This is a genomic window from Chitinimonas sp., assembly GCF_036568685.1.
Taxonomy (GTDB): domain Bacteria; phylum Pseudomonadota; class Gammaproteobacteria; order Burkholderiales; family Chitinimonadaceae; genus Chitinimonas.
The window spans coordinates 1-12,277 of record NZ_DATCSC010000119.1; the positions used below are offsets into that span (position 1 = coordinate 1).

At 64.3% G+C, this 12,277-nt stretch carries 8 protein-coding genes; 2 read left to right on the forward strand and 6 right to left on the reverse strand.

Annotation, left to right across the window (positions count from 1 at the left end; genetic code table 11):
• Together VIM95_RS16640 and VIM95_RS16645 are read right to left on the reverse strand one after the other, a co-directional pair.
• Nucleotides 1-1,550: sensor domain-containing diguanylate cyclase (locus VIM95_RS16640; protein WP_331987955.1), on the reverse strand; the 1,550-nt coding region annotated here is incomplete at its 3' end.
• Between the two features lie 113 nt (nucleotides 1,551-1,663).
• Complete coding sequence (locus VIM95_RS16645) at nucleotides 1,664-3,946, reverse strand: NADP-dependent malic enzyme (protein WP_331987957.1); 2,283 nt, start codon at nucleotides 3,944-3,946, stop codon at nucleotides 1,664-1,666.
• A gap of 434 nt (nucleotides 3,947-4,380) precedes the next feature.
• On the opposite strand from VIM95_RS16645, the gene VIM95_RS16650 reads away from it, so the two are divergent.
• Complete coding sequence (locus VIM95_RS16650) at nucleotides 4,381-5,634, forward strand: hypothetical protein (protein ID WP_331987959.1); 1,254 nt, start codon at nucleotides 4,381-4,383, stop codon at nucleotides 5,632-5,634.
• 66 nt (nucleotides 5,635-5,700) lie between these two features.
• Here the strand turns inward: VIM95_RS16650 and VIM95_RS16655 are convergent, their stop codons facing one another.
• The 4 genes from VIM95_RS16655 to VIM95_RS16670 all read right to left on the reverse strand — a co-directional run bounded on the left by VIM95_RS16655 (nucleotide 5,701) and on the right by VIM95_RS16670 (nucleotide 11,484).
• Nucleotides 5,701-7,770, reverse strand: coding sequence for a TonB-dependent receptor (locus VIM95_RS16655; RefSeq protein WP_331987961.1), 2,070 nt, complete (start codon nucleotides 7,768-7,770; stop codon nucleotides 5,701-5,703).
• Nucleotides 7,771-7,947: 177 nt separating this feature from the next.
• Nucleotides 7,948-9,588, reverse strand: a complete 1,641-nt coding sequence (locus tag VIM95_RS16660) for an electron transfer flavoprotein-ubiquinone oxidoreductase (RefSeq protein WP_331988087.1) — start codon at nucleotides 9,586-9,588, stop codon at nucleotides 7,948-7,950.
• A 304-nt stretch (nucleotides 9,589-9,892) separates the two neighbouring features.
• Nucleotides 9,893-10,570 (reverse strand): hypothetical protein, encoded by a 678-nt coding sequence (locus tag VIM95_RS16665; protein WP_331987963.1) that lies wholly within the window; start codon nucleotides 10,568-10,570, stop codon nucleotides 9,893-9,895.
• Entirely contained in the window at nucleotides 10,567-11,484 is a 918-nt protein-coding gene (locus VIM95_RS16670) for a LysR family transcriptional regulator (RefSeq protein ID WP_331987965.1), read from the reverse strand. The genes VIM95_RS16665 and VIM95_RS16670 overlap by 4 nt, the downstream gene beginning before the upstream one ends.
• A 109-nt stretch (nucleotides 11,485-11,593) precedes the next feature.
• Here VIM95_RS16670 and VIM95_RS16675 point away from each other — a divergent pair, with 109 nt between their 5' ends.
• Nucleotides 11,594-12,250, forward strand: coding sequence for a GNAT family N-acetyltransferase (locus VIM95_RS16675; RefSeq protein WP_331987967.1), 657 nt, complete (start codon nucleotides 11,594-11,596; stop codon nucleotides 12,248-12,250).
• The last annotated feature ends 27 nt before the right edge of the window (nucleotides 12,251-12,277 follow it).

The window sequence follows — 12,277 nt, forward strand, 5'->3', positions numbered from 1 at the left end:
GCCACCGCCACCCGGTTGCGCCCCTGGTGCTTGGCCTCATAAAGGGCGATGTCGGCCTTTCTGATGACCGTGGCGAGGTCGTCGTCGCTGCTGGGCCAGTGCGCCACACCCAGCGAGATGGTGACCTCGTTGCCGGTCACGTTGTCCTGGCTGGCCATGGCCAGCCGCAGACGTTGGGCCACCTGTTGCGCGGTATCCATGGTGGCGCCGGGCAGCAGCATCATGAATTCCTCGCCGCCTGGGCGCGCCAGCGTGTCGCCATGGCGGGAGTTGCGCCGCATCAGTTCGGCCAACTGCTTGAGTATCTGGTCGCCGGTATCGTGGCCGTAGCGGTCGTTGACCTGCTTGAAATGGTCGAGGTCGATCGCGATCACGGCGAAGGCTTGTTCCTCTGCCTGCAGCACCGCCAGGGCGGCGTCCATGCCGCGCCGATTGCTGAGCCCGGTCAGTGCGTCGGTCAGTGTCTCGTGGCTCAGGCGGTTGATGCGGCGGTTGACCAGCGACAAGCCGCGCAGCATGGCGCGCTTGAGCTGGCTGGCTTCAAAGTACCAAGACCGGACTCCGGCGATCGCCTCCTGGGTGCCTTGCTCATCGAGCTGTTCGGCACTGCGTGCCAGTTGCCAAAGCGGCCGGGCGATCAGCTTGGACAGCCACCAGATAAATAGCAGCGAGAGACCCAGCAGGGGTAGGGAGTTGCGCAGGGTGACCCACATCAGGCGTTGCAGATCGGCTAGCGTGACTTCTGTCGGCCGCTGCGCAATCACGCCCCAGCCGGTACTCTTCATGAAGGCGTAGCCGGCCAGCATGTCGGTGCCTTGGGTGTTGACGACCCGCTGGCTGCCATTCTCGCCTCGTATCACCGCCTGGACCACGCTGTTGCGGTTGATCAGCTCGCCGATGCGCTGGGGGGTCTTGTGATAGATCAGTCGGCCGCTCTGGTCCACTACGTAGACATAGGAGCCGTCGCGGTAGAAGTGCTCTCCCAAAAGGGTGTGCAGGATATTGGTTTCGTGCAGGTAGATGGAGCCACCGACATAACCGAGAAAGGTGCCGTCGGCAGCGAAGATGGGGTGGGAGATGAAGAGGATCAGCCGCCCGGTCACCGAGCGGTAGGGCGGACTGATCAGCGGTGCGCGCGCCTTCAGCGCTGCCTGAGCGCCGGGGCTGGCGGTGGTCGTGCCTACTATGTGCAGGGTGCCGGGCGAGGTAGCCAGGATCTTGCCCTTGGCGTCGATCACTGCGACAGAGTTGAAGCTGTGGGTCTGTCCGTGCAGCCGGTCTGCTTCCTGCTGCAAGGCATCCGGCTGGGCCAGCAGGGCAGGCAGGCGCTGGGCACTGTAGGCCAGTTGCTGGATGGTACCGGCCAGATAGGTCTCGGTCGCTTCGGACAACTTGGCAGCGTAGACCCGGTTGGCTTCCAGCGTATTGGCGATCAGGAGGTCGCGCTGAACCAGATAGCTGGCATAGAAAGTATTGGCCAGAGTCAGGACCACCGAGCCCAGGGCGAGCAGCAGGATCAGGCGGCGGAGATCGATTTTCGGCGTGGACATGCGCGAGCGTAGGACGGGTAGGGGGCTAGCATGCCGCAAGGCCAAGGCCTGCGGCAACGCGGAAAATGAAAACGCCCCGCGTGGGCGGGGCGTCTTGCAGCTCAGACCGATACTCAGGCCGACTGCTGTCCTGCTTCCACGGCCGCCAGGGCGGTCATGTTGACGATGCGGCGGACCGAGGCGGTCGGGGTCAGGATATGCACCGGCTTGCTGACGCCCAAGAGGATGGGGCCGATGGTCACGCCGTCGGCCGCACTCACCTTCAGGAGGTTGAAGGAGATATTGGCGGCATCCAGCGTCGGCATCACCAGCACATTGGCTTCGCCCTTGAGGGCCGAATCCGGCATCACCATATTGCGGATCAGGCTGGAGAGCGCGGCGTCACCATGCATCTCGCCATCCACTTCCAGTTCCGGTGCACGAGCCTGCAGCAGCGACAAGGCCTCGCGCATCTTCAGCGAAGTGGGCGAATCCACCGAACCGAAGCTGGAGTGGCTCAGCAAGGCCACCTTGGGGGCAATGCCGAAGTTGCGCACGGCCTGGGCGGCCATCAGCGCGATCTCGGCCACCTCTTCGGCGGTCGGGTTCTGGTTCACATAGGTGTCGGTGATGAACACGTTGCCGCGCGGCAGGATCAGCGCGTTCATGGCGGCATAGGTGTGCGTGTCGGGCTTGCGGCCTATGGTCTGGCAGACGAAGTCCAGGTGGTCCTGATAGTGACCGTAGGTGCCGCAGATCATTGCGTCGGCTTCGCCACGGCGCATCATCAGCGCACCGATCAGGGTGGTCTTGCGGCGCACCTCGCGTTTGGCGAACTCCTGGCTCACGCCGTGGCGCTTGCGCAGCTGGTAGTACTCGTTCCAGTACTCGCGGTAGCGCGGGTCGTTCTCGTTGTTCACGAGTTCGAAATCCACGCCCGGGCGGATACGCAGGCCGAGCTTCTCAATGCGCATGTCGATCACGCTGGGACGGCCGATCAGGATGGGCTGGGCCAGACCCTGGTCGACGATCTCCTGCACGGCATGCAGCACGCGCTCGTCCTCGCCTTCGGCATAGACCACGCGGGTCTTGGCCTTCTTGGCGGCGGTGAACACCGGCTTCATGAAGAGGTTGGACTTGTACACGAATTGCAGCAGCGACTCGTGGTAGGCGTTCATGTCCTCGATTGGGCGGGTGGCCACGCCCGAATCCATGGCGGCCTGCGCTACGGCCGGCGCGATCTTGACGATCAGGCGTGGGTCGAAGGGCTTGGGAATGATGTAGTCCGGACCGAAGGTCAGCGACTGGCCGGTATAGGCATCCGCCACGATATCGCTCTGCTCCGCCAGCGCCAGGTCGGCAATGGCGCGCACGCAGGCGAGCTTCATCTCGTCGTTGATGGTGGTGGCACCAACGTCCAGCGCACCCCGGAAGATGAAGGGGAAGCAGAGGACGTTGTTGACCTGGTTGGGGAAGTCCGAACGGCCGGTGCAGATGATGGCGTCCGGACGGGCTTCCTTGGCCAGCGGTGGCAGGATTTCCGGTTCCGGGTTGGCCAGCGCCAGGATCAGCGGATGGCTGGCCATGCTGCGCACCATGTCCTGGGTCACCAGCTTGGGACCGGACAGGCCGAGGAAGATGTCGGCGCCGACCATGGCATCCTTGAGGGTGCGGAAGTCGGTCTTTTGCGCGTAACGCTTCTTGGATTCGTCGAGACGGTCCCAGTCTTCACGCTCGGTGTGGACCACGCCCTTGGAATCGCAGGCGATGATGTTGGCCGGGTTCATGCCCAGCTGCACCAGCAGGTTCAGACAGGCGATGGCAGCGGCACCGGCACCCGATACGACGAGGCGGACGCGGCCGATGTCCTTGTCGACAATGCGCAGGCCGTTCAGCACGGCCGAAGCGGTGATGATGGCCGTGCCATGCTGGTCGTCGTGGAAGACCGGAATCTTCATCCGCTCACGACACTTCTGCTCGACGTAGAAGCACTCCGGCGCCTTGATGTCTTCAAGGTTGATGCCGCCAAAGGTAGGTTCCAGCGCGCAGATGATATCCACGAGCTTGTCGGGGTCTTTCTCGTCCACTTCGATATCGAACACGTCGATACCGGCGAACTTCTTGAACAGTACGCCCTTGCCTTCCATCACCGGCTTGCCGGCCAGCGGGCCGATGTCGCCCAGGCCCAGCACGGCGGTGCCGTTGGAGATCACGGCCACCAGGTTGCCACGGGCGGTGTACTTGAAGGCGTTCAGCGGGTCTTCAACGATGGCGTCACAAGCAGCGGCAACACCAGGGGAATAGGCCAGGGCTAGGTCGCGCTGGCTGGCCAGCGGCTTGGTCGGGGCGACCTGGATCTTGCCCGGCTTCGGAAACTGGTGATATTCGAGTGCGCTCTTGCGCAGTTCTTCATCCATCTCAAACTCCGACATCGTCTTTGGTAGGTAGCGCTCAATTATAGGCCGGCCGGGCTGCCGGGCCGAGCGGGAAATCCCGATCTATCGGTCGGAATACGCGTGCTCGCGCAGCGTCGATGGCCAAGTGACTGATTCATCTGAGTAATTGCTCAGCTGCGGCTACTACGTAGTGTGCGTCGGAGAACCTACATTCCTGACATTTCAAACGCATGGCATGCCTTGCCGATGGCTGTGCCGCGATTTTCCCGCGCGAAACCCCCCGCGAGCGATGCGACATTCGATACCATTGGCAATATCTTGCAACACTCCAATTGCTTATCATGGCGACCGTTGCAGGTTCGCCGTGCCTGTCTACCCGGCGGGCGCCCGTTGCCACGTGCGCTGGCGGCAAGCCAGACGGTCGATGGCTGTTTCACCTGAAAGGAAGATTTGCAGTGGTTCTGAACATACTCAAGACCTGGTGGCGCGTTGCGCTGCTGGCCTCCTTGCTGGCGCTGAGCGCCTGCGGTTCCGAGTCCAAGCCCGGTGCGGCGCCCATGAACTTTGCTGTCCAGGCCGGTGAAGGCCAGGTCACCATCACCTGGGACGAAGACCCCTCGCTGACCTATTGGATCTTTGCTGCGGCAGCGCCATCCATTACAACCGATACCTACGCCCAATTCCCCGAGGCACGCGCGATCTGGCCGGTGCACTCGCCCTTCGTCTTGACCGGCTTGACCAACGGCAGGACCTACTCCTTTCTCATGAATGCAACCAAGAATGGCAGCGGTGCCGGCCCGGCGACGGCCTCCATCCCGGCCGTGCCACGCCCGGCCGGTGGCGTCTGGACCTTGGGCAGCACGGCAGGCACGACCGATCTCAACGGTTTGGCCTATAGCGGCTACTTCATGGCCGTCGGCAACGGTGGCTCCATCCAGCGCAGCACCAACGGCAAGGACTGGACCGCGCTGACCTCGGGTACCACGGCTGACCTGACCACCATCTTCTTCGACAATGTCCGCTTCATGGTGATGGGCAACGACGGCAAGCTGCTGACCAGCAGCGACGCTACCAACTGGGCCGTCTCCACCGTTCCGACCAATGTCACCCAACGTCTGAACCACCTGACCAGTGGTGCAGGTGCCGGTGTCTATCTGGCGATCGGCAACGGCGGTACCGTCATTACCAGCCCGCCGGATATCTCGGCCTGGACCACCCAGACCTCGGGTACCACCAAGAATCTGTACCACGCGCAATACACCGCCAATGGCTTTATCGTGGTGGGCGAGGGCGGCACCATCCTCACCAGCCAGGACGCCAAGACCTGGACGGCCCAGCCCAGCGGCGTCACTGCCGATCTGCGTGGCGTGTACTACAACGGCTCGACCTTCGTTGTCGTGGGCAAGAACGGTACCGTGTTGACCAGTACCAGTGTGATCACCGGCGGCAAGGACACCTCGGGTAATGTGGTGACCGCGCCCATGAGCTGGCAGGTCAACAGTGTGCCAACCACGCAGGATCTGAACGCGGTCTACGCAGTCGGCCAGTTCGTCATCGGTGGTGCCAACGGCACCATCCTGACCGGGTCCGGTAATGGCACCTGGACGCTGGGCACCACCGGCGGCAGTGCAGCCGTGCTCGACCTGCTCAACGGTGCCGGCGTATATGTGGCGGTCGGTACCGGTGGTGGCACGGCACGGTCCTACTGATCGTTCCGTACCGCATCGAACAAAAAGCCCCGCTGGTCGGGGCTTTTTGTTTGTCTGCCGGCGGCTTTAGAACTGGCCGCGCAAACCGACCTTGATGGCACGCGCACCTTGCGGTGCGATGTCTCGCAGCAGCGAGCTGGCGTAGCGGACTTCCTGATTGGTGAGGTTGTCGCCGCGCAGATAGGCCAGCCACTCGCCCGAACTGAGCTTGAAGCGATAGCTCAGGCTCAGGTTCAGCGTGGTATAGCCTTCGGTGGTGTTCTCTCCCACCGGTACCCGGCTCTGCGAAGCGGCGTGTTGCACACCCAAACGGGTACTCCATGGACCGAGACCATAGCTCACGCCCGCAGCCAGCCGCAGCGGCGCGATGCGGGGCAGCGGTTCGCTGCTCAGGCGGTTACTGGCGCGGGTGTAGTCACCCTGCCAGTCCAGTGCCCAGTCGCCACTGCCGGCGAGTGCGGCGAGCTTGCTGCTGCCTTCGAACTCAATGCCGTGCAGGCTGGCCGGTACCCCTTGGTAGCGGTACTCGGCCACGCCGGCTGCCGGGTCGTCCGTGCAGACGTCCGCCTCGCCCTCGCTGCTGCAATAGCGGCCGGTGGGCATGAGGGCGATGAAGTTGTCGAAGCGGCTGTAGTAGGTGCCGATGCTGGCGCGGGTACCACCCTGGGCGTAGCGTAGGGCCAGGTCCAGCGAACGTGCCTTCTCTTTGCCGGCGGCGTTGTCGCCGCGTTCGATGATGCCGGTAGCCACGTGCTCACCATTGGCGTAAAGCTCATAGAAGGTGGGGGCGCGCTCGGTGCGGCTGGCGTTGGCGGCCCAAGACCAACCCTGCCCCAACTGGCCCAGCAGACCCAGCGAGAAACTGCCAGCGGTATAACGACGGCCGTAGGCGCCATCGAAGCGCGTATTGCCCTGGCCATCCGGGGCATGCCGGGTGGCTTCCAGACGCCCGCCCAGGCTGAGCTTGAGGGTCTGGCTCAGCGGCGTCTCCTCAAGCAGGAAGAGGGCATGGCTGTCGCTGTCGGTCTGTGGCACGAAGGCTTCCTCCCCGAGCGCGGCAAAGCGGGTGGAGCTGGTGTGCAGGCCGATCACGCCGTTGAATTCGCCCAGCGGGCGGTGGCGGGCTTCGATGCGGGCCTCGTAGCCCTTGTGGGTAAAGCGGGTACCCACCTCGCCGTCCTCGATCTCCTTGTGCTCATAGTCGGTATTGCTGAAGTCGAACTTCACCGACTGGATGGGACCGGCCAGCGCACGGACCTCGCCAGCCAGGGCCAGATGCTGCTGATGCATGTCGAGCCGTACGCCGGCTTCGGCCACCGATCCATAGTTGGCCTGGTAATCGGCATAGGAAAGGCCCAGATAGCCATCGGCCCAGGTCCAGCTTGCACCCACGGCACCGCTGATGGCACGACCGTTGCTGTTGGGCAGGGTGTCTTTGGCGGCAGCCGCGGCTTGCTCCTCTTCACCCACGGCCTGCGCGCGGCGGGATGGTGTCCAGGCGTAGCCGGGAATGCGCAAGAGGCCTGCATCGCGCGAGGCAGCATCGGCATGCAGCGCGAACTGGCCGTTGCCGGCATCCAGCGCTACGGCGGCGTTGCGTTCGCGGGCGGCACCGCCTGCATTGAGGTCGATCTGGCCGTTGACACCCTCGATCGGGTTGCGCGGTATGCGCCTGTCCAGGGTGTTGATGACGCCACCGATGGCGCTGCCGCCATAGAGCAGCGCGGCCGGGCCGCGTACCACCTCGATACGCTCGGCCGAGAACGGGTCCTGCGCGACGGCATGGTCAAAGGACAAGGACGAGGCATCGAGCGCCGTGACGCCGTTCTGCAGGATGCGGATACGGTCGCCGTCCAACCCCCGGATGATGGGGCGGCTGGCACCTGGGCCGAACGATGTACTGCTGACGCCGGGCAGACCATCGAGCACGGCGCCCAGGCTGTAGGCCTGGCGCAGCAGCAGCGCGTCGCCCTGCAGCACGCTGCTGGGGGAGCTGATCTCGTTGCTGCGCAGCGGGTTTGCGGTGATGACGATAGCCTGGGCTGGCTGGCCATCGTCTGCCCAGGCGGGCGAGGCAGCGGCAACGGCGAGCACGAGGCTGGAGAACCGCCAGTTGGCGGGAAGGCGATAGGGCATGGGTGAGGCTCCGGGATGGGCGGGGCATCTTGCTGCCAGGGCAAGGCCCCGTGGTTTGTGATTTCTACTACGTTATAACGTATCATAAAATGTTATAACATAACAAACAAGGGGCCCGGCTTGGCCCAAAAACAAAGGCCGCGATCGGAATCGCGGCCTTCTTGTGCCTCAAGCTACTTACATATTGGGGTAGTTCGGACCACCGCCGCCCTCGGGCACTACCCAATTGATGTTCTGGCTGGGGTCCTTGATGTCGCAGGTCTTGCAGTGCACGCAGTTCTGCGCGTTGATCTGCAGGCGCGGCTGGTTCTCTTCCAGGCCGACGTATTCATACACCCCGGCCGGGCAGAAGCGCTGCTCGGGGCCGGCGTAGACCTTCCAGTTGAGCTGGACCGGCACGCTGGTGTCCTTGAGCCGCAGATGGCTGGGTTGGTCTTCCTCGTGGTTGGTGTTGGAGATAAACACCGAGCTCAGTTTGTCGAAGCTGACCTTGCCGTCTGGCTTGGGGTAGGCGATAGGATCGCACTCGTCCGCCGGCTTGAGGGTCTGGTTGTCGGCCTTGCTGTGGTGGAAGGTCCACGGCAGGCGGATGCCCAGCGAATGGCACCACATGTCAAAGCCACCGTAGATGGTACCGCCCCAGAGGCCGAACTTGCTGATGGCTGGCTTGATGTTGCGGACCTTGTCGAGGTCATCCCAGACCCAGGACTGGCGCAGCTTCTCTGGGTAGTTGGCGAGTTCGTCGTGACCGCCACGACCGGCCGAGAGGGCCTCGAAGGCGGCCTCGGCGGCCAGCATGCCGCTCTTCATGGCATTGTGGCTGCCCTTGATGCGCGGCACGTTCACAAAGCCGGCCGAGCAGCCGATCAGGGCGCCGCCGGGGAAGGTCAACTTGGGGATGGACTGCAGGCCGCCCTCGTTGATGGCGCGGGCACCGTAGGCGATGCGCTTGCCGCCCTCGAAGGTGCCTCGGATCGCCGGGTGGGTCTTGAAGCGTTGGAATTCGTCGTAGGGGCTGAGGTAGGGATTCTCGTAGTTGAGATGCACCACGAAGCCCACCACCACCTGGTTGTCGTCCAGGTGATAGAGGAAGGAACCGCCACCGGTGCTGCTATCGAGCGGCCAGCCTTGCGAATGCATGACGAGGCCGGGCTTGTGCTGCTTGGGGTCGACCTTCCACAGTTCCTTGATGCCGATGCCGAACTTCTGCGGGTCCACGCCATCGCGCAGGTCAAAGCGGGCTTGCAGCTCCTTGGCCAGCGAGCCGCGGACGCCCTCGGCGATCAGGGTGTACTTGGCATGCAGCTCCATGCCACGGGCGTACTCGGGCTTGTGGCTGCCATCCTTGGCAATGCCCATGTCGCCGGTGGCCACACCCTTGACCGAGCCATCCGGATGGTAGAGCACCTCGGCGGCGGCAAAGCCGGGGTAGATCTCCACGCCCAGTTCTTCGGCCTGGGTGGCCAGCCAACGGCAGACATTGCCCAGGCTGACGATGTAGTTGCCGTGGTTGTTCATCAGCGGCGGCAACAGGAAGTTGGGGATGCGGTAGCTCTCGTCCGCTTCCAGGACCAGGAACTTGTCCTCGGTCACCGGCACGTTGAGTGGTGCACCGCGTTCCTTCCAGTCTGGGAACAGCTCGTTCATGGCGATGGGGTCGATGACCGCGCCGGAGAGAATATGGGCACCGACTTCGGAGCCCTTTTCCAGTACGCAGACGCTGACCTCGGTGCCTTTTTCGGCGGCCTGCTGCTTGAGGCGAATCGCGGCGCTCAGGCCGGCAGGGCCGGCGCCGACGATCACCACGTCGTATTCCATGAATTCGCGTTCCACGGGGTGTGTCCTCGCTGTTGTTATCGGCGTCGGGTGCGCCGCGGGAAGTAAATCGAGTAATGATGCGGGATTGCAGCTATTTTCGTCAAAAAACCAAGCGCTTGCTGGGTAAATTTCAAGCGCATTGAAGTCTGGACTGACATCGCTCCGCCCGGCCGGGGCGGGCGCATCAAGTCAGCCAAAAAATCGATGTGCCCTCGCTTTTTTGCCCGGGCCCCCATGGCCCCCGGCTCGCTGACGTGAGCCGGCGGATAGGCTGCAACCTCCTTTGAGCCGATGTTTGGGCAGGTTACTTGGTCTTGAGCAAGGCATGCAGTGCAGTCGCACCATACACCTGCATGCCGCTCCCGCCTTGCTCCGCCACGCGCAGCACGGCCTCGCAGAAGCGGCCCGGGGTGAAGGGGGCGGTGCTCTGCGGCAACATGAGGCGGAATTGCGACAGATAGGCATGGCGCAACTTGGGCCAGAAACCTTGGGCCGGTGGGGCGGTGGCCGCCTCGGTTGGTAGCAGGATGGCGACCCGTCGGTAGGGCAGCCGGGCAAGGTTCAGCGTAGTCTCGGCCCCGGCATAGAAATGCTGGAAGCTCGACATCTGCTCGGTGGCCGTCAGCGGGCAGACGATAAACAGCCGTTCCGCACCGGCCTTGGCGGCGGCCGCCGCCAGCGCTTCCGCAAGCTCGGCGGGCACGGTATGCACGGCCTTGTCGCGCTGGGAGTGCAACCGGTCGGCAAAGCTCATGATGTAGACATCCCGTACCGCAGGAGCGTTCGCGTGTTGCAAGGTCTCGGCGCTCAGTGGTTCGGGCAGCTGCCAGTACTCCAGGCCACGGTGGCTGCTTACCTGCTCGCGGTTGGTCAACTGATGGACGCGGCCATAGCGGCCGCTGGCCAGCAGGGCATTGAGCAGGGCCTCACCGGTACGGCCGGTGGCGCCTGCCAGGAGGGCATCGGGCTGGGTCTGGCTCATGCCGCGACTCCCAGTTCCAGCAAGGCTTGTCGCCAGTGTTCACCCAGGGCGCGGGCGGCGGTCAGCACGGCGTCGCGGCTCTCATCCGGTCGCTTGCCGGCGCGGTAGGCCATCATCACCTCCCAGTACCAGTCTGGCAGGTCTTCCAGCTCCAGTTGCTTGAGTTTGCCGGCACGGAGTTCGCGCAGTGCGGCAATGGCCGGCATAAAGACGATAAAGCCGTGCTCCAGCGCCAGTTCGCAGGCCGTGGTGGCTGGCTGGTTGGTGTGCAAGGGCAGAGGGGCACGGCGGTATTGGCGCAGCAGCTGAACCAGCGCCTCGGCATCACTGCCCCACCATTGGGGCGAGATGCGTGCATCGGCAATGGCTTTGAGCGGTAAGGGGCCGGCCTCGGCCAAGGGGTGGTCGGCGGCCACCAAGGCGACGATGGGGGACTGGGCCAGTATTTCCAGCTGGATGCCGGTAATGGTGGGGCGGTTGAGCACAAAGGCCACCTTGAGCCGACCGCTCAGTACCCGCTCCATCAGCTCCGGCGAGTGGTCGGTATGGCAGAACAGCTCGATGGGCGCCTCAGCCAGCGCAGCCACCAAGGGGCTGAAGACCAGCGAAGCCAGCGAAGGCGGGCAACCGACCCGAGCCTCCGGCAAGGCCGGCGCGCCCTGGATGGCCAGCCGGCCGCTATTGAGCTCGCCGAGTGCACGCCGGACCGATTCGAGGTAACGCTCGCAGGCTGCGGTGGCAACCGCGCCGCGGCGATGGCGCTGGAACAGCTGCGTACCGAGTGCCGCCTCCAGCTGGGCGATGCGCTGGCTGACCTGCGGTTGCGACCAGCCACGCGCAGCGGCGGCTTGGCTGAAGCTGCCACGCTCGGCCACGTCCAGCAGCAACTCCAGATCACTGAGCATCAAAGACATAAGTCAGACTTATAAAAACTATAAGCAGTTATCGTATTCCGATGAGAGCTGCATGGCTACAGAATGGCACCAACGCTGATCAGACAGCCGCCGACTACAGGAACCCGCCATGCGCCGCATCGATATCCCCGCCGAACTGCAGACCGAACGCCTGATCCTGCGTGCGCCGACTGAGGCCGACCGTGAGGCGGTGTTCGAGATCTTTGGCGACCCGGAAACCAATCGGCACAACCCGGCTGGCCCGCTGCGTGACCGCGACGCCGCTGCCGACCTCGTGTGGCGCTGGCATATCCACTGGGCCCAGCACGGTTTTGGTCTATGGATCGTGGCGCTCAAGGATGCGCCGGAAACGGTAGTCGGCGTGGGTGGCTTGTCCTGGCGCGATTATGGCGGCGAGAAGCGGCTCAACCTGGGCTACCGCCTGCGCCCCTCCGCCTGGGGGCAAGGCCTAGCCACCGAGCTGGGCCGCTATGCCCTGGGCGTGGCCCGTCGCTGGCTGGGGGCACGCGAAGTCCATGCCATCGTCCGGCCCGACAATCTGGGTTCCCGCCGGGTACTGGCCAAGCTCGGTATGCAGCCGGCTGGCGAGCTGCGTGACTTCCCCTGGCTGCCGGCCAGCGAGGTCTACCGTCATACCCTGGAGGACTGCCAGGCTCATCTGGCCGAGGCCGGCCTGGTGACCAGCCGTGGCGAACCAGCCTCCCAGCTGCCGCTGCGTCCACTGCGCGCACCGGTCTCCCGCCGCCCCGGCCTGCAACCGCGTTGATCTCCCGCCGCCCGCCTGCCGCGGGCG

Excerpts from the sequence above, each read along its gene's own strand:
- VIM95_RS16655 (WP_331987961.1), bottom strand. The coding sequence starts at position 7,770 with ATGCCCTATCGCCTTCCCGCCAACTGGCGGTTCTCCAGCCTCGTGCTC.
- VIM95_RS16665 (WP_331987963.1), bottom strand. The coding sequence starts at position 10,570 with ATGAGCCAGACCCAGCCCGATGCCCTCCTGGCAGGCGCCACCGGCCGT.
- VIM95_RS16645 (WP_331987957.1), bottom strand. The coding sequence starts at position 3,946 with ATGGATGAAGAACTGCGCAAGAGCGCACTCGAATATCACCAGTTTCCG.
- VIM95_RS16675 (WP_331987967.1), top strand. The coding sequence starts at position 11,594 with ATGCGCCGCATCGATATCCCCGCCGAACTGCAGACCGAACGCCTGATC.
- VIM95_RS16660 (WP_331988087.1), bottom strand. The coding sequence starts at position 9,588 with ATGGAATACGACGTGGTGATCGTCGGCGCCGGCCCTGCCGGCCTGAGC.
- VIM95_RS16670 (WP_331987965.1), bottom strand. The coding sequence starts at position 11,484 with ATGTCTTTGATGCTCAGTGATCTGGAGTTGCTGCTGGACGTGGCCGAG.